General features: G+C 42.8%; 10 protein-coding genes. 2 read left to right on the plus strand and 8 right to left on the minus strand.

What is annotated here, in order from left to right; translation table 11 throughout:
• Window positions 1-16 precede the first annotated feature (16 nt).
• Together ABTV71_RS07360 and ABTV71_RS07365 are read left to right on the plus strand one after the other, a co-directional pair.
• Complete coding sequence (locus ABTV71_RS07360; RefSeq protein ID WP_433902712.1) at window positions 17-1,525, plus strand: RagB/SusD family nutrient uptake outer membrane protein; 1,509 nt, start codon at window positions 17-19, stop codon at window positions 1,523-1,525.
• Between the two features lie 1,034 nt (window positions 1,526-2,559).
• Window positions 2,560-4,104 (plus strand): discoidin domain-containing protein, encoded by a 1,545-nt coding sequence (locus ABTV71_RS07365; protein ID WP_433902713.1) that lies wholly within the window; start codon window positions 2,560-2,562, stop codon window positions 4,102-4,104.
• 65 nt (window positions 4,105-4,169) lie between these two features.
• Here ABTV71_RS07365 and ABTV71_RS07370 read toward each other — a convergent pair whose 3' ends face one another.
• From ABTV71_RS07370 to ABTV71_RS07405, 8 genes are all read right to left on the minus strand, one after another.
• On the minus strand, window positions 4,170-7,109 hold the full coding sequence (locus ABTV71_RS07370) for a glycoside hydrolase family 2 TIM barrel-domain containing protein (RefSeq protein WP_433902714.1): 2,940 nt from the start codon (window positions 7,107-7,109) through the stop codon (window positions 4,170-4,172).
• Window positions 7,110-7,233: 124 nt separating this feature from the next.
• A complete protein-coding gene (locus ABTV71_RS07375) occupies window positions 7,234-8,820 on the minus strand; it encodes a RagB/SusD family nutrient uptake outer membrane protein (RefSeq protein ID WP_433902715.1) in 1,587 nt (528 codons plus the stop codon).
• Between the two features lie 11 nt (window positions 8,821-8,831).
• A complete protein-coding gene (locus ABTV71_RS07380; protein ID WP_433902716.1) occupies window positions 8,832-12,239 on the minus strand; it encodes a TonB-dependent receptor in 3,408 nt (1,135 codons plus the stop codon).
• A gap of 108 nt (window positions 12,240-12,347) precedes the next feature.
• Window positions 12,348-13,508, minus strand: a complete 1,161-nt coding sequence (locus tag ABTV71_RS07385; protein WP_433902717.1) for a FecR family protein — start codon at window positions 13,506-13,508, stop codon at window positions 12,348-12,350.
• A gap of 71 nt (window positions 13,509-13,579) precedes the next feature.
• On the minus strand, window positions 13,580-14,197 hold the full coding sequence (locus tag ABTV71_RS07390) for an RNA polymerase sigma-70 factor (protein WP_433902718.1): 618 nt from the start codon (window positions 14,195-14,197) through the stop codon (window positions 13,580-13,582).
• 377 nt (window positions 14,198-14,574) lie between these two features.
• Window positions 14,575-16,230 (minus strand): hypothetical protein, encoded by a 1,656-nt coding sequence (locus ABTV71_RS07395; protein ID WP_433902719.1) that lies wholly within the window; start codon window positions 16,228-16,230, stop codon window positions 14,575-14,577.
• A 37-nt stretch (window positions 16,231-16,267) separates the two neighbouring features.
• Complete coding sequence (locus ABTV71_RS07400; RefSeq protein ID WP_165308705.1) at window positions 16,268-16,426, minus strand: hypothetical protein; 159 nt, start codon at window positions 16,424-16,426, stop codon at window positions 16,268-16,270.
• A gap of 324 nt (window positions 16,427-16,750) precedes the next feature.
• Window positions 16,751-18,247, minus strand: a complete 1,497-nt coding sequence (locus ABTV71_RS07405) for a hypothetical protein (RefSeq protein ID WP_433902720.1) — start codon at window positions 18,245-18,247, stop codon at window positions 16,751-16,753.
• Window positions 18,248-18,571 lie beyond the last annotated feature (324 nt).

Raw genomic sequence — 18,571 nt, forward strand, 5'->3', positions numbered from 1 at the left:
TCATATTTAATTTACCATGAAATTAAAATATATCACCATTGTTTTTCCTTTATTGGCACTCTCATCCTGTCGTGACAGTTTCTTTGAGACTGCTCCCGCTACCCAGATTACGACTCCTGAGGTGTTTTCTTCTGAGAATAATATTGATGCCTTTATCAACGGATCAATCCGTTTTTTGATGGAAAATAGCACCTCTCAAGACAATCCTGGTCTCCCGACCATATTCCTCACTCATGAAGTGATGGGAGAGGACGCTATAGCACGGGATGGCCGCTATGGTTTTCGGGACTCATATCCCTATAAAGACCCATTTGACAATACCACCCGACGGGCGCTTTTCTTTTGGACCTTGCAATATAAATCTATCGACCATGCCAATAATCTGATCGCCAATATAAAAATTGACGATAACAGTAAAGAAACTCTAAAACACCTCAAGGGGCAAGCCTATGCCTTGAGGGGACTCAATTATCTCAATCTCGTACGTCAGTATCAGTTTACCTACGTGAAAGATCCAAATGCCAAGGCAATACCCATTTATACAGAGCCGACGACACCAACGACGGTTCCCCGACCTCTGGCAACAGTAAAAGAGGTTTATGAACAGGTTGTTTCCGATTTGAAAGAAGCCGAAAAATTATTGGTAGGTTTCAAGCGAAAAGTGAAGAACAGACTCGACCTCAATGTCGTTTATGGTCTACTGGCCAGAACATATTTAACACAGGAAAACTGGCCCCAAGCACGGGATTACGCAGCGAAAGCACGTACTGGTTATCCGATTATGACGGCGGAGCAGTACAAGGAAGGATTTAACGATGTCAGTAATCCGGAGTGGATCTGGGGACATCCTCAGACCGCTACCCAAAATTTGGGTGGAGCTTCTTTCTTAGCTTATATTGAGACTACTCCCTATGCGACAGATGCCAAAGGTGTAAACCTATATTTTGGTTATAATAGCATTATTCCCGATCCCAATTTTATCAGCTTATTTACAGCTGGTGATGTGCGTAAATCGCTCTTTGAGATTGCCAGGCAACCTGCTGAGGCGATCTATCGCTCCTATCGCTATCGTAAGTTTAGAAATAAACATCCCAATCGCGATGGACATATCGTTTTAATGCGATCATCAGAGCAGCTGCTTATCGAAGCGGAGAGTCGAGCTCGCCTGGACGATGTAAAAGGGGCTATAGACCTCTTAAACGAATTAAGACGTAAACGGACTCTGCAAGATCTTGATGTCGCAAATTTCGATAAGGCAAAGGCGGTACAGGAAGTTTTATTGGAGCGCCGCAAAGAACTTTGGGGTGAAGGTTTCCGTCTTTACGATATTCTTCGGACACAGACGGCGCCTGTACGTCGCGAAGCCAATGAGACCTTTTTGGATGATGCCGGCAAGACTGTAGCTGTAATGGGACATTATATTCTCAAGTTTCCGGATGGATCCAGCTTATCTCCAAATAGCAAATATTTTTTATTTCCAATTCCCCTAAACGAACTGAATAATAATCCAAATTTACAAAACTGATAGCTGATCAGTTGTTTTTAAGAGTCTCTGAGGCCACCTAGTAAAAACGCTGGGTGGCTATTGTATTTAGTCATATCAGGTATAGTTACTTTTAGATGCGTTAAGCTGATTTAGTCCTTGTTCCTTTGCTTCACTTATCATGATGTTAATTTATTAAATTCTCTTAACTTAATGTCCAGCTAAATGTAGCAACTTCATAGGCCTAAAACTGGAAAATGTTGAGTTTCTTACTGCCAATAATCAGGGTACGATTAGACTGACGGATTATATCACAAATGAAAAAGACCTGTTGTACAATGACAATCATTGCGTATTAGCACCCAAGGATAATTATGACGAGTATGGGACTCTCGCACCGATAACGAATTTTGTAAAAGAACATAGTCGTTTCTTTAAACCGGGAAAAGAGATACTGGGCTTATGTGATTAAATAAATTCAATCTTATTTTTTGTGATCAATGAAGGATAGCAATTTAGCTATCCTTTTTTATGTATTATATCAGCTGTTGAAATTTATGAAATTTCGGTATCTCCCCGTTACTGCTTACATATCGCTTCTTTTCCTCAGATATCCTTATCTACAGACCTACTTTTGCTAAAAATTACGGAAATGATATCGACCGTTCATTTCATGCGCGGGGGTGTTGAAAGATTTCTGCGTAGGCTTATCTATATCGATAAAAGTTATGAGAATGGCGCGCAAAAGCAAGCCCCCATATCCCTTTTTCCTGTTTTCATTTTCAATAGCATTCAGTGGTCGCATGGCCGTTAACTCTTTATAGTCAAATTATTGATTTGATCCAGATCATAGAAGCAATTGGCTTTAGGGGTAAGTCCTTTTATTTTGCACATACATATAATATCAAGTGTACAAATCTAAATTTATCAAGAAAGGAGGGATATGGCTTTTCCATAAATATATCTATTTACAATTCGCTTCAAATAAACAATAGTAATTACCAAACCAAAGGTAACATTGATTTCTTGTACGAAATTTTATCAAACTAAAGAAATAAACCTAATAAATCATAAAAATGAAAAAAATAATCCCTCTGATAATTATTGTATTATTGGCTACGGCCTGTAAAAAAAATCTATATCCGACTGATCCCAACACGGTACATACCTCTGACGGTTTTAGCAGTGATAGATCGAGAAACTTAAATATCGTGTATTTCGTGCCAAGTGATTTAGATACATTGCCCGATTACCAAAGTCGTCTCAGTGATATCTTGCTATGGGTGCAGCGATTTTATAAGGACGAAATGAGCCGACATGGGTATCCGGATAAAACCTTTGGCATGTTTGTCAATAGCGACAGTCTCGTTAGGATAATAACAATTAGGGGAACTAAACCCAAGAGTGCCTATCCTTATGAGGGTGGCAGTGGGGCTGTGGCCCAGGAAGTGGACGCCTGGTTTGCCGCCCATCCGGCTGATAATACGAGTGATCATACATTGATCATCATTCCCCGGTATGAATTTAGGCCCGATGGTACAGCTACCGGAGGACCGTTTTATGGTACCGGCAGATGGTGCTATGCCCTAGACTACGAAGATTTTAATATAGACAATATCGGTAAGGCCAATAATCAGTTTACAGGCTGGTTTGGTGGCCTTGCTCATGAGCTGGGGCATGGGCTTAATCTGCCCCATAATTCAGAAAAGCTGTCTGAAAAACCTCTTTTTGGCACAGCTCTTATGGGATATGGTAACTTTACCTTAGGGAAAGAAGCGACACTTTTGACGGCTGCCGATGCTGCAATTTTGAGTGCCAACCAAATATTTAATAAGGATAGCAAAAAATATTACGATGCCGCCGATGCACAAATCGACCGGATACATGGCTATTATGATATCACGAAGGAAGCTATTGTTGTCTCGGGTAAATTCCATGCATCCAGTAAAATCAATAGTATTGCATATTATAATGATCCCGAAGGAGGCGGCGATTATAATGCAGTAACCTGGGAATCGAAACCGATCGGGGTGGATAGTTTTTATGTAGAGATGAAAATCTCGGATCTACAGTATAAAGCAGATTCTCTGTATGATCTACGATTGAGGTTTGTGCACGACAACGGTATCATTTCTACCTTTACCTACAATTATAAGTTTAGTAACAACTTACCGGTCATCAATTTTAGTACACGGGCAGAATTAAATAAACAGGGTTGGCAGATATATACTTTCAGTTCTGAAGAAACTGCCAGTGAAGATGGTGCTTCTGCCAATCTAATTGACGACAACTCTTCAACATACTGGCATTCGAGATGGTCAAGCAACCCGGCCAGCTTCCCGCATGAGTTTGTAATAGATCTAGGGGCTGCTAAAACAGCTCAGGGTTTAAGTTATAGACACCGGGACGGATTGTCCCGTGCTGTCAGGCATATAGAAGTGGCGTACAGTATGGATGGCCTGACCTTTACATCGGTCGGAAACTTTGAGGTACCTAACTTGAACGGACCGCAATACCTAGATTTTATTGGACCAATATCTTTTCGGTTTTTGAAGATTAAAGCGATGGATGCTTGGGATGCCGAGCAGTTCGCATCAATTGCTGAAATAGGGTTGTATTGAATAAATTGCCGATTATTGTTGCTCAACGCTGATCAATCCCGGCCAGTGTTGAGCAACAATTTAAGCTATTCGGCTTTTTTGCCAAACAATTCTAATTCCCTTACGGCGGGTTTACTATTCTCGGGACGAATGCCTTCGATTCTAAGCCGTAAAAATCGGATCTCCGACTCATGGATGCTTTTTATGTTATAATCTTGCCCCGAAGAAGCTACATGACTTTCAACTGATTTCCAGTGTTGGCCATCTATTGAGGATTCTAGTGTATAGACATACCAGTCACTGTCTTTGCCCCAATATATACGATAAGCATCCACTTTATATCTTGTTTCCAGGTCAATTGAAAGCGTGATCGGCAGTGCAGACTTGTCTCCTTGCCAGACCGTGGATAGATTGCCGTCAAACAGTTGTTGAATCTGTTCATTTGCTTGTCCATTGACTGTGACAGACGTACTGCGGAGATCGATACTCGTTTTGAGCTGCTTTTGTGTGTCTGCATTGACGCTTTTGACTCTTCGGTGGTCATACTCACCTACCCACCCGGCATGTTTTCCATCAGGCACTGGCGTGTTAGGGTTGGCGATGGATTTGATTTCAGCAGCCGCGGACCGGAGGCCTGCACTGCTTGCTTGAATGACCATTGGCCCTGCCGAGTAGGTGGTCCGTATCAGAGCGTACGCAATTCCCCCTTCGGTAACCTGTGGAGAGACGCCGGTCTGTGGGGTATTATTGCCAATCAGCTTGCCATTTCCGGATACTGTCAGCTTGATGGAAATAGCCGCCGCACGGCTTGCTGAATGGACGAGATTCCCTCTTTTGTCGCAGACTTTAATGTAAACCGGAACCATGTCAGAACCTCCCGCAATGGGAGCGATGCCCTGATCCGCAAATTCAATTTCTAAATGATGCGGTGGACCTGGCGTTTCTACACAGTGCGTAGCAACAATATTTCCATCCAGAATGCCTTCCGCTTTTAGCGCTCCGGGCTCATAATCGGGTAATGAAAAGCGAAAATAGGGGCTGCCGCCTTTATTGTAAATAAAGGGCGCAGTGCTGGCGTTGCTTTTTCTGTCCTGTACTCCCACAAGGATGCCGTTTCTGAAAAGCCTGACCGTATCACAATTCGAAAAGACAATAATTGTTGAGTCAAGATCCTGTCGTGCATGATAACTCGCGATGTGTATGGTTGGCCCATAAGCGGGATTACGGGGATCTTGCATGGCCTGCATCTGATAATAACCGAATTTTGGGTATCGGTCCAGATCAACCACTCCGCTAAATGCGGTTACGGGGTCGTATCCACGGGTATAATCGTTGAAACTCCAGAGAAAATAACCGCCGATTCGTGGATTGGCATCCAGACCTGCATGGTCCCAATATCCGCCAAGGGATTCGTCTTTTTCTCCATTTAGCGCATTTTGCCGCAAGATGCACTGATTGATTAATCCCTTCTCACCATAGATTCTCGATGCACGTAAACCGTTTTCCTTGCTTGCATCAGCAAACCATGCGTCCCCCCATTCCCTGGTGAAAGAAGGGGCACCGGGGAATGGGTCGGTTCCGTCCGGATGGATGACTTTGTAAAAAACGTCGTAAAAAGGTCGGCTTCTGTCATTCAGATCGTCTGCCGTAAATAGCTGGTCACCGGGCAGTTCATTATGCGCTATCTGTACCGCCTCTTTCATCCATGAAGAAGGCGTAGGGGATTCATTGAGCGAGGTTTCCCATAAAAAGATAGATGGATGGTTGCGGTCTCTTCTGATCATTTGACGGATATCGCGGTACGTCCGTTGGATGAACAAAGGGTCTTCACTGAAGTACTGCCACCCGGGCTGACATTCGATGACCAGCAACCCGAGAGAATCACAGGCATCCAGAAAGGCTACTGATGGAGGGTAATGGGCCGCTCTCACTGCATTGAAACCTCCTTTTTTCAGCTGTATCACATCACGGACTTGCATCGAATTGCTTGCGGCATCGCCCACATAAGGGAACGCCTGATGCCGGTTTGCCCCTCTTATGTAGAGTTTTTTACCATTCAGATACAAGCCGTCGGCTTCTCCACGTGATGAACGCATATCAAACCGCCTGATGCCTATCCATGTCGTTACCTCATCCACCAACGTATCGTTACGGTAAATCCGGGATACTAGCCGGTAGCGAAATGGACGGTCGGGGTGCCACAGTCGTGGACTGGAAACCTGGAGATGTTGTGAAAATGTGGTGTCGCTATGACGCAGCGATGTTGTATCGTTTGCTCTAGTCACCACATTTCCTGTTTCGTCCAGGACTGTGGTCTCTAAGCGTAGTTGCTCACCTGAAGCTGCTCTTCCATTGATTACATGGGTACGGCAGTTGATCGTGGCCTTTTCTTTGGTAACGGTGGGAAAGCTGACCAAAATCCCTCCTCCTGCGGGAATATCCGCTTCCAGGGGATCCGAAATGTAAGTGCTATCTGTAACGAGCATTTTTACATTGCGGTAGATGCCTCCATAATAATTAAAATCGAGCTTTCGCATCGGTTTACCAGGAGGCGTCTGCGCGTCATCTTTATTTGTTACACGAAGGGCGAGGACATTGTCACGGTCATAGCTTATATAGGGGGTTATATCGACTGAAAAACCGAGATATCCACCGGCATGTGCCACTATTTCCTTCCCATTGAGGTAGATGACGCAACTGCTCTGGACACCCTCAAATTGAAGGGTGATTCTTTTATTATGGTAGCTGCCTGACAGTCGAAAGTAACGACGGTACCAGCCTGTTCCCTGAAAAACAGCGCCACCGTTATGTTTACGTTCTACCCGCATGATGTGCGGGATACTTACAGCCTCCCACTGACTATCGTCATAGTCTACTGTCATTGCCCGGTCTACATCGCCCGGATAAAAGGCCCATCCGGTATTCATGTCGAGTAGAACCCTTGGTGTTGGTGTCTTTGCGGCAAGGAGAATGGATGTAATAGTACATAGAACGGATGTCAGTAGGGTATAAAATATGTTGTTCATGTGATCGGTATGATGTCATCTTTTAAACCACCAAGATCACCATAAAATGCGTTGATTGATGGCAAAATAGTGTTAAGAAAAGCAGCCACTACAGCATGATGCTCCTTGTAATGGCTGCAGTGGGTTAATTCGGATAGCCCGGATTTTGGACCAGGTTTTTGTTTACGTCCGTTTCTTTCCGAGGGATAGGCCACAGATAATCTTTGTTGCTAAAAGTTCTCGACTCGGCTTCAACATGGTCTCCAGTTAGGGTTAATGATCCATTCTTTGGATCTACAGTTCCCAGTCGGGTTCCATATACGGGCCCCTGGCGTACTTGAGGTCCGATTTTCCAACGTTTGATGTCAAACCAGCGCAATCCTTCCAAAGCGAGTTCCGCGCGTCTTTCTCTTCTCAGCAAAGTACGTAACGAATTTTGGGATGCATATACCGCGCGGTTCACTTTGGGCATTCCAGCACGCTGTCTTACCGCATCAATGGCGTCATATACGCTGTTATCAATCGCTCCGGTTTCAATTTTTGCCTCGGCATAGTTCAATAATATCTCCGCATAGCGGATCAGGATCATGTTTAGCCCGGTATTCCATAAATCCGGATAGTCCGAAAGATCTGCGGTGAATTTTTTATACAGATAGCCTGTTTTGGAATTGTTCGATCCGTTGTAATAATCACCTGAGTTTTTCTCAATCGGATTATAGTATTTGCCTTCATACAGCTGACTGGGGTAAACGATCGTGGCCTGTAGACGCGGGTCTCTGTTTTTATAGGGATCATTTTTATTATAACCTGAAGCGGGGTCATCTATGGTTTTCCCGTTAGCCATCTCATAACTGTCAACGAGGGACTGCGTCGGGTTTAACGAGGCCCATCCGCCAAAAGTGGAAGATGGCATGGTCCCGATATTGCCATTCGAATAATCATTTTCTTTGTATTGGATATCAAGAATGACTTCATCGTTGTTTTCATTCTGGATCCGGAAAAGGTCCCGGTAGGAAGGGTAGAGTGTATATCCTAGTTTCATGACTTGTTCGCTCGTTGTGATACAGTCAGCGAAATTGCCCATGTACAACTGCAGACGTGCCTGAAGCGATAATGCAGCTCCTCGGGTGATTCTACCGATATCACTGCCGGAATATTTGACCGGGAGCCCGGGTGAGATAGCTTTGAGTTCGTCGATAATAAATTTCTGGACTTCACTGATTGCTGTCCGGCTGACCCGGTTTGCTTCATCCTGATTAAGTGATTTTGTCACCAAGGGGACATCGCCATACAGCTGAGTCAGGGTAAAGTATTGATAGGCCCGTAAAAAACGAGCTTCTGCTTTCATTCTGGTCTTTAGATTTTCAGCCATGGGGGTATTGTCCACGTTTTCCAAAAACCAGTTGCATTTCTGTATAGTACTGTATGATGGTGTCCATCTGTCTGATATCCATGTGTCCGACGGGCTTGCCGATCCATTGCCCAGACTGGTGTAACCTTCCCAATAATACTGGCTGTACACGTTGTCCGATAATCCATCCATGTAGATGACATGATAGCCGTCGCTCCATGAATTATAACAGCCGTTCAGCGCGGTCAGCGCATCGCTTTCCGATGACCAGAGCGAAGAATTGCTATAGGCATCTTTTGGATTTCTGTCAAGAAAATCCTTCTGACAGCCGGAGAATGCCATGGAAAGGATCAGAGATAATATAAGAGGTGTTTTTTTCATAATTTAAAGCGTTAAAAAGCAACATTTAATCCGATCGTATGCACTTTGACCTGGGGATAATAGTATATCCCGCTACTATACGATGCTTCGGGGTCAATCCAGTCCTGAAGTCCGCTGAAAGTGAGTATATTCTGCCCACTGTAATAGATCCGTGCCCGGCTAATCCCCAATTTTTTAACCAGGGTAGTAAAATTATAGCCCACCTGTAGATTCTTTAGGCGGATATAGGACGCATCTTTGACCCAGAAGGAAGAAGGATTGTCGATGGCGTTATTCTGATTTTGGGCGTAAAGGATCCTTGGGAGTGAGGCATTGGGGTTATCTGGGGTCCAGGAGTCCAGGAGGGCTGAGGTCGGTTTTCCGGCAGCATCGCTCACTTGCCCGAGTTTTCCTTCCAGATAGGTATTTACACGCGCAGCACCCTGAAAGAAGAGCGTAAGGTCAACATTTTTGTAAGATCCTCCTATGTTCAGTCCAAAAGTTGTTTTTGGATAGTAATTCCCCAAATATTGCTTATCGTCGCTGTCAATGATTTTATTTCCGTCGATATCTCGGTATTTGAGGTCTCCGGGAGCAGTGCGGTCGCTCTGGAAGGCATGCTTCTCTACTTCTTCTTTGGTCTGGAAAATTCCTTCAGCAACATAGCCATACAAGGAGTTGATCGGCAGGCCCACTTGTTGTATGGTGGTGTTTGTTAAGTAAGGCCCTGTACCATACAGGTCTGTTATCTTGTTGTCGATGAAAGCGATATTAAAGGAGCCGTTATAAGAAAAATCACCCTTATGGTCTTTGTAGCCGATCATAAATTCCCAGCCTTTATTTTGTACAGCGCCTGCATTCCTGGTGGGCGGTCTGAGTCCATATACACCGCTGACAGGGACATCCAATATCACATCATTGGTTTTGCGGTTAAACCAGTCGACCGTCAGATCGATTTTACCTTTTAAGAATGACGCGTCTATACCAGTGCCGTAAGTCGTGGTGCTTTCCCACCGCAGATCAGCATTTGCACCACTGGTTGGCGCTACGCCTGTGGCGATGGTCGGTGTAGTACCGCCAAAAGTATAGTTTTGTTCTGAACTGATAACCGTGATATAGGGGTAATAAGGTGCGCTGGGAAAATCGCCGTTTGCCTTCACTTCCTGATTTCCCAGCTTTCCCCAGGAACCGCGGATTTTGAACGTGGACATCAGCTCATTTAGCGGCGTGAAGAAACTTTCTTTGTGGACATTCCATCCGGCAGAGAAGGAAGGAAATGCACCCCAGCGGTGTTTGGGTGAAAATCTGGACGTACCGTCATGTCTTAAATTGGCTTCGAATAGGTACTTTCCGGCAAAATCATAGTTGAGTCGGCCAAAATAGGAGCGTAGCGCCATCTCATAACTATAGCCATTTGCGGTCTGTCCGGCAGTCGATCCGAGATTAATTTCGCTCAGCTCATTGTTTAAGAAACGTTGCCGGTACGCGCTGTTCTCTGTATACTGGGTCAGCTCTTGAAAATAACCGCCCAGTACCTTAAAATTGTGGTCACCAAAGCTTTTGCTATAATCTAAAAGCCCCTGCAAAGTGGTTCTGCGAAATGTGGTGTTTTTGTCGGTCAGTTTATTGGGACCCTGGTAAAATGTTTTGTCACCCGCCGCATTGTAGTATTGAATATCAGCGATGAAAAATTTATTCTGTGCGATCGATGAAACATATCCCAATGTAGGTTTAAAGTGTAGTCCCTTTATAATTTCCCAATCTGCGCCAACGTTGCCCACGAAATCATAGTAGTTTTCACGGTTGAATGATGGCGATTCTAACCAGGCCATCGGGTTTCCGTCTGAAATACTTCCATAGTGTCCATTTTCGTATTTATAGGGAACCATGGGGACGATCCGGTTGATCTGACGGATGATCTGTGTAAAGCCCGGGACTCCGGGCATGCTTGACTGCGGTTCCTGTAATGGAGAGAAAGTATAAGCGAGATTGCCATGAACGGTCAATCGATCATTGACTTTAGATTCTAGATTAAAACGGGATGTATAGCGTTTGGCATTCGTTTTTTTGACGAGACCATTTTGATCAAAATAGCCAAGAGAAAGCATATATTTCGAATTTTCATTTCCGCCGTTCACACTAAGGTAGTGGTTTTGTTGTATGCCATTTCCGTTATAGGCCAATCCAAGCCAGTCTGTGTTCGGATAATTAAAGGGATCGGAACCGGTTCTAAACTTCTCGATTTCCTCTGCTGTATAACGGGGCTGTCTATCTTCGTTTTGCAAAGCTTGGTTGTAAAGGTCAGCAGCCTGCCATGAAGGAAGGTAATCAAAGAGGCCGGTTGCGCTTTGTTTGCCCACATAGCTGTTATAAGAAAGTGTCGTTTTTCCTGCTTTGCCTTTTTTGGTCGTGATTAATATGACGCCATTAGCAGCCCGCGAGCCATATATGGCAGCTGAGGCGGCGTCTTTCAGTACAGAAATCGTTTCAATATCGTCGGGGTTGACGTTGTTCATCGTCGAAATCATGCCGTCTACGACGACCATTGCGCCGGCGTTGTTCAGTGTTCCGATCCCCCTGACCCGAATTGTCGCTGCATCACGTCCCGGCTGTCCCGAACTGGCCGCTGTCACGGTGACACCTGCCATTGTCCCCTGCAATGCATTCCCTACGCTGGTTACAGGACGATCGCTCAGCGCCGAAGAATTGACTGTTGAAACAGATCCCGTCAGATTTTCTTTTCGTTGCTGGCCAAAACCGACCACCACGACTTCCTGTAAGCTGGCTTGATCGGACTGCATGGTTAGGTGGATGGTCTCCGGACCCTTGACGGTGATTTCTTGTGCTTTGTAGCCCACATAGCGGAACACAAGGGTGCCTTCATGGGGGACCTTCAGCTGGAATTTTCCGTTAGAATCGGTTGTTGTGCCTATTCCGGCACTGCCTTTCAATACAATGCTGACACCGGAAAGGACTTTGGATGAATCACGAACTGTTCCTGTCACCGTGAAGTCCTGTGCTTTGGTGATGGTAGGTAACGCTTTGCGCTGTATCACGATCGTTTTATTTTTGATCGTATAGATGACAGGCTGGTCTGCAAAACAGATGTTGAGTGCATCGGTGAGCGGGACATGGGTCACGTTGATAGCAATAGGCTTACTTTTCATCAATACTTCATTTTTGTAAATGAAGTCATAGCCCGTCTGCTGTTTGATCATATTAAATATTTCCAAGAGTGTTGCATGTTCTTTTTTCAGTGTTACCTGCTGGCCATTGACAGCCAGTGACGACTGCAGAAAGGTAACCGTGAGAATAATACAGGTTAGGCATATTTTAACCAGGTCTCTTTTTAAGATAAAACCGCATGATTCGCGCAACAGGTTGCAAGCGATTCTACAAAACGGAGTGGGAGAACTTTCTCCCCTTGAGTTATTCAACATTTTTTTTAATTTAGGGTCATCAATTGAAGTTCATTTGATCAGGATCATCTACTTTAAAGGATTGGTGCAAGTAGTACATGCTATTTTTTGATCCATTCGTAGTTTTGTCTAAGGAATAACCATAATCCTCCTTCCTTTTAGGTCAAAGTGGATACCGGTTAACTTAAGAACCTCCAGCACTTCATGGATGTCCTTGCCACGTGATATTGATCCACCAAATTTTATCTTTCCGATATTGCCGTTGTAGACAACCTCAACATCGTACCAGCGGGATAGCTGTCGCATAATCTCTTCCAGGGGCATTTCGTCGAATGTGAAATCTCCCGTTTTCCAGGCAGTGGACTGCCCTACATTCACCTGCTGTATGCTGAATTTCTCGCCGTTGAGCACGCTCTGTTGTCCTGGCTTCAATAATTGTGGAGCGAATAGATGGGCTGGTGAGACCTTTACACTGCCCTCGATTAAGGTTGTTTTGACCTGTTCTTCTTCAGGATAGGCACTGATGTTAAAGACTGTCCCTAGTACCTCTACTTGCTGTTTATCCGTTTCCACAATAAAGGACAGCCGTTCCTGTGGGTTGCTTTTTTTTGTTACTTTTGCCACGTCAAAGTAGCCTTCACCGATGAGTTTGACACGCCTATTATCCTCAGAAAAGTAGCTTGGAAACGTTAATGAAGAAGAGGCATTGAGCCATACTGTCGTGCCATCCGAAAGTTTTACTTTAAACTGTCCCCCGCGTGGAACAGTAATCGTATGCAAGTCCGGTTTATAATCGACGCCATTGATATGGCTGTAATCCAGTTCGCCTTTGCGAGACAGACGGATAACATCGCCCGAAGCGAAGCCGATTTCTCCTGAGGCAGTGCTGTCCAGATAAACTCTGCGTCCGTCGGCGAGTTGTAACACGGCCCGGTCGGAGCCGGGGACAACAGTTGCACGTTCAGTGATTTCTTTTTTTTCAGAGCTGTGATATAACCATAGCGTCACACTCGCTAAGCATAGGACAATTGCCGCCATAGCGATTTTTAGCCAGCTAAAAAATGGATCGGATGCCTTACGTATGGTCTGATTATCGCCGATGCTCCGATTAATTCTCTGCCATAATATATGCTCCAGCACTTTTTTGTTCCCATGTACGTTTTCGTCCCACTCGTTCGGCTGGGATTCGATATGGCTATAAAATGTAAAAAGCTGTTCTTCCTCTCTCTTGCTAGCTTTGCGTTTCAAGTATTTTCTGATAATGTGCTGTATGGTCTTTTTAGTTTTCATCGGTCTGTTATTGTATGTGCAATAAAAAAGCACCAGCCCCTAAGGGTGGTGCTTTATTTTTTTAGTATAAATTAGTTGAAAAGATTCAGTATTGTCGGTAGCAAAACTGGCAAGGTCCAGGGAGATAAGTACTTCTTTAGCTTTTTTATAGCTATAGTAATCTGGTTTTCAACTGTTTTAATGGAAATATTAAGATGCTGTGCGATTTCCTTGTTGCTAAGCTGCTCTTTTCTGCTCAAGTAAAATATTTTGCTGCATTTTTCTGGTAATTGTTCAATACCATGCTGTAGTGCTTCTTCGATTTCTTGATAAAGATACGCTTGTTCAAAGAAATCTGCAGGTAATTTGGTTAGCGCCAAAATCAAATTATTCCTGCATTTTTGTTCATTTATGCTACGAAATACCTGGAAGCGCACGGCCTTAATGAGATAGAACTCCAGGTTTCTGATATCCAAAGAAGCACGTCTGTTCCACAATTGAGAGAAGATATCCTGTACAATATCTTCACACACTTCCTTGTTCCGGAGGATGTTGTAGGCAGCAAGGTACATTTTGTGCCAAAAGCGGCTATATATTTTTTCAAATGCTGCTATCGACCCCTCGGCAAGGGCACTAAGAAGTAATGCATTATCAAATGGAGGATCTTTCTTTTCTAAATCTGATAAATAAACATTATGAATAATTTCCATAGCATTTGAATGGTTATTAGTTTTTCTGTACGGTTATTAAGGCACTGGTTGATAACTTGAAGGCGATCTGAGGCGAGCATTTTGCTGGTTGGCCAAATTAATGGCTGTCGCGTTCATATGGTGTGCCCAGATCAGATAGGTTTTTGTTTTAGCAGAGCCAATTATTAGGATTAGCAGTCTTAATTGATTTTATTATATTGTCAAACACGGGTTTGTATTGATAAGTGAAAATCTTTAGGAAGACGTCACTAAGGGTGTTTAAAAGCTGATAGATAATAAAAAGCAACCTATTAAATAATAGGTCGCTTTTTACCGTTATCTGTAAGGAACGCCTTCCCGTTAGATAACTATATTATCCATAAAAAAGAACGCAAAAATTAATTTCTTACACAACGGACGTTTTTCAGCTGGGTTTCTACTAAATCCACGCCAATAACTGACACATTGAGTAAGCTAGCTGTAAGGTCGTCATTGTGAATATTGAAAGCACCTCTATCGGCGTGATAATACCATGCACCAAAACCAAAAAGCCCGCCAAGGTTTACTCCCGATGTACCTGTCCATAATTCGGCACGATTACCATAATTGGCCAGGTTGATCTGTAATATACCATTGACAAAAGCAAATGAGTCACTGCCACCGTTAAAGTTAAAATGAAGCTTGTTGCTTGGATATGGAGCAGCAGTTCCGCTTGCATCATATTCAAAATAACCACGGTTGTTAACCGAACCATAAGTAGTTTGCTTACCACCAATTCCTAATACTCCAGTAAGCTTTCTGAAATCGCTTTCACTTGCCTGGCGCCATACGCCAGTAGGATACACCTGAGCACAAGGATCACTATTTACGCCAAATTGATCCGGAACAAGGCCTTTAAATGAGAAGTATGTATTTCGGGCATTGGAGTGCGCATACGTATGGTGAAAACGATAAGGGTTGTGTCCGGCTTGGTAATAAATGTTTTGTCTAGCCCATCTGGTCCCTTCCACCGTCAATGGAGATTCTATCAAGTTGACCAGCAAACGGTGACTGTTTCCTAATACCGGAGTGATGTTGAATGCAAAGTTGACAGGAGTCGCCGAAAATTGACGGGTGGAGTTGTCATCAATCTCTAATGCCAGATTGGAGACACTCACTTTGATCCCGCCTGTTACTGCTGCTGGATCAGCTGTGTACGTATAGGCAATTTTAGCATCTTGATAAAGTGCATTGATGTCCTTAAAGTCGACAAACGGGATTTCGTGGTCGGCGGTGACAAGGTCACTTAAGGCACCGCTGGCGATATCAATCGATGCTGTTTTGATTCCGGCTACTGCAACCGTTGCTCCGCTCATATTTGCAAACATGCCTTGTGTATTTAATTCTATACCAAGTCTTGCAAATTTGTGGTTGAACATAATATTGATAGGCACATTGACGCTACTGCCACCAGTTGGGACCGATACTTCACCCGATGTATATAAGATATCTTTTCCGCCGGGAAGGCTGATTATGGTGTTAGCAGACGTTACATTAGGAATATCATCTGCTGTATTGTACGAAAGTGCCACCCATTTATACGTTGTTCCTTGCGTCACATCAATAGTTCCCTGAGTTCCGGCAATAAACTGCTCAGAAGAAATCAATTGAGTTCCATCTTGTGAAAATAAATAAAGACGGTATTTTACTCCATTTTCTATAGCAGCAGCTCTTGTCGAGCTACCGCTAGTTGAAGCTGCTTTAGTTAAAGATTGTGCTGCCTTAAATGGTATGTTATTATCTGTCTGTAGAACAGCATCAAATTCTGGAAATTCCAATACTTTGGTATTCGCTGAGTTTGACGCAGCCACTTTTGCTTGCGAACCCTTTGTCGATATAGATTGACTCTCATCAATACCCGACACGTTCAACATTAATTTTGTCCCCTCGACTTTAGCTGTTTCTTCGATTTGTTCCTTGTCTTTCGAACAACTTGAAAAGGTACCACTTCCTACTAGCAAGAATGCAATGGAAGCAATGGTCCAATTTAATTGCTTTTTATATAATACTCTCATAAAAATCTTAATTTTGTAGTTTTTTAATAGCTTAATTTTATAGATCTCCATTGCCACTACCATCCGAACCATCACCCCAGTCACCTACACCAGGGTTAGGGGTACCTGTTCCAGAACCAGCAGCAATCCCTTGCTCCAGCTCAATTGTAAGCACGCTGATAGCAGGTGCTTCATAAGTTTTCTTTTCTGTTTTCATTTTGAATTATTTAAGTTTTAAATCATTGTTAATGATTAGTCGTTGGATTCAAATACATGGCCGAGCTTTTCCGGGAGCTGGGCAAGTCCTTGGAAATCCGATACAAACATGAATATTTTATGAGATAGAAATGAAAAATCAGTCCCCCCAAGGACTACTCTTGTTTTGTTAAGTTGTTGTTTTTTAGTGTTTTAGTTTTTACTCAAGGTGTTGGATGGCATCAAAGGAGACTGCTGTTTATTGTTTGTTATCGAAAATATTTTAATATTGTATGGTGATAAATAATTCTGAACTGATCTGGAGTTGATGTTTTAGGTGGATTTCTTAACCTTCCGTTGGAGGATTGTCGTCTACGCGGTTTCGGAGCCAAAGGATAAAGTCTTCTTCCGGTGCAAGTCTCAGTTTTTTTCGCAGGTTATAACGATTGTTTTCAATAGTTTTGGTCGCTTTGAAAGTATAATCTGCAATTTCTTTTGTTGAAAAGCCCAGATAGATATAAGCACATAGGATTAATTCAGACGATTTGAAATTTGCATCGATGCACAGCATTCTTTTTAAGAATTTCGGATGGACCTCTTGAAAGCGAGCCCAAAATGTGGGTGAATTTTTCTTTGCTAATTCAATAATCTCTGAAAATGATTCATTCACCTTAAGTTCCAGGGTCTCTATAAGCTCTTTCTTTTTCGCTATCTCGATTTTCTGTGCAGATAAGAGCTCTTTCTTTTTTTGCTTGTACTCCTTATATTTCCATAGAAAAAGTATTAAAGTGACAAACAGAGCTATACAGAGAACTATTTTTAATTGATAATCTCTATATTTTATTGTTCTTTCTTCCTTTTCGATATTTTCTAATATGGCCTGCACCCTTTTTCTGTTTTTATTCTCGTCAATCAATCTTTCAGAAGCAGATAACCGAAGGTATTTTTCTCCTTCTTCATACCGATTGATTTTATTATAACTCTTTGATATTTTTAGGTACAAGTCTGCAGAGGTAGATCTATTCCACATCCTTTTCTGCTTGTCAGCAATAGCGAGTAAATAAAATTCTATGGCTTTTTCTGTTTTTCCCATCTGCATATAGTAATCTGCATATAATTCCAGAAAGAGGGTGATCGGCCTATCGTCTACTATCGCCTGTTGATGGGCCTGGTGAATAAAAGGAAGAGCTTCTTTGGGCTTTAATTGTTCAATGTAGGTCATCGCCTTGTAATAGAATAAATTTGCTTTTACATTGTAAATTTTTTTAAGGTTATGATAAACAGTGTCTGGAACTGTTTCTGCATGTTTGAGTGCTCTATCAAGGGATTGGTGGGCAGGGAGATAGTCGTTGATTATCGTGTACGAAAGGCCTAGAGAAGCAAGACTGAGCGCTGCGATCATTACGGATTCGGGATCTTTTCTTGACATTGTTAGATCTATTACTTCCTGATGCTGTTTCGCCTGCTGTTTATAGAGATGGAGTCGTGAGTAATGATAGCCTTTTAGAGACAGGAAGCGGGCTTTTAATAGATTATTCCTTCTTGTAGCATCTTCTTCTAGCCCTTTTTCAATGAATGGAAAGGATTTTTCATATTCTTCCAAAATATTTAGGCTATGGGCGATATAATAATAAGTTTCAGCCTTCCTTTTTGAATCATTTGTTTTTTCAGCAATTAAACTGGCAGTTTTAGCATATTCCAAGGATTTGAGACCATCGCTGTCCAGTAAGTTATCTGCCCGTTGTAGCAGGTCATCAATTTTGGAGTTTTCTTCTTGATCGCGACTACAGGAAACGATAAGTAGTGCACAAATAAATAATGATAAAAATTGAAGATAGTTCATTAAAAATCTGTTTAGCATAGTTATAGATAGATATTCTTAAGTATTAGTATTTATTTCAATGATATTTTCAGCTATTTGATATCCTTTTTATCGCCTATATGCAGTCGAATAAAGAATAATGTGCAATGCCGTTCAATATCTATCAAAATATAAAAGACAAGTACCGTAATAATTGCTGTTTTACGTTATGAGCAATACTTTAGCTTCCTTATTATATTAAAATATCAATAGTAGTTATGTTTTTTGTAAATTGGTGCCATAATAAGAGGTCTTGAGCTTGGTTTTTCTTTAGATTATTATACAGAACTTTTTCAAAAATCAGAT

The organism is Sphingobacterium puteale (assembly GCF_050986225.1).
In the GTDB taxonomy this organism is placed as follows: domain Bacteria; phylum Bacteroidota; class Bacteroidia; order Sphingobacteriales; family Sphingobacteriaceae; genus Sphingobacterium; species Sphingobacterium puteale.

Bases quoted from the DNA above. Each gene is read 5' to 3' on its own strand.
- ABTV71_RS07360 (WP_433902712.1), top strand. From the start codon at position 17: ATGAAATTAAAATATATCACCATTGTTTTTCCTTTATTGGCACTCTCA.
- ABTV71_RS07365 (WP_433902713.1), top strand. From the start codon at position 2,560: ATGAAAAAAATAATCCCTCTGATAATTATTGTATTATTGGCTACGGCC.
- ABTV71_RS07370 (WP_433902714.1), bottom strand. From the start codon at position 7,109: ATGAACAACATATTTTATACCCTACTGACATCCGTTCTATGTACTATT.
- ABTV71_RS07375 (WP_433902715.1), bottom strand. From the start codon at position 8,820: ATGAAAAAAACACCTCTTATATTATCTCTGATCCTTTCCATGGCATTC.
- ABTV71_RS07380 (WP_433902716.1), bottom strand. From the start codon at position 12,239: ATGTTGAATAACTCAAGGGGAGAAAGTTCTCCCACTCCGTTTTGTAGA.
- ABTV71_RS07385 (WP_433902717.1), bottom strand. From the start codon at position 13,508: ATGAAAACTAAAAAGACCATACAGCACATTATCAGAAAATACTTGAAA.
- ABTV71_RS07390 (WP_433902718.1), bottom strand. From the start codon at position 14,197: ATGGAAATTATTCATAATGTTTATTTATCAGATTTAGAAAAGAAAGAT.
- ABTV71_RS07395 (WP_433902719.1), bottom strand. From the start codon at position 16,230: ATGAGAGTATTATATAAAAAGCAATTAAATTGGACCATTGCTTCCATT.
- ABTV71_RS07400 (WP_165308705.1), bottom strand. From the start codon at position 16,426: ATGAAAACAGAAAAGAAAACTTATGAAGCACCTGCTATCAGCGTGCTT.
- ABTV71_RS07405 (WP_433902720.1), bottom strand. From the start codon at position 18,247: ATGAACTATCTTCAATTTTTATCATTATTTATTTGTGCACTACTTATC.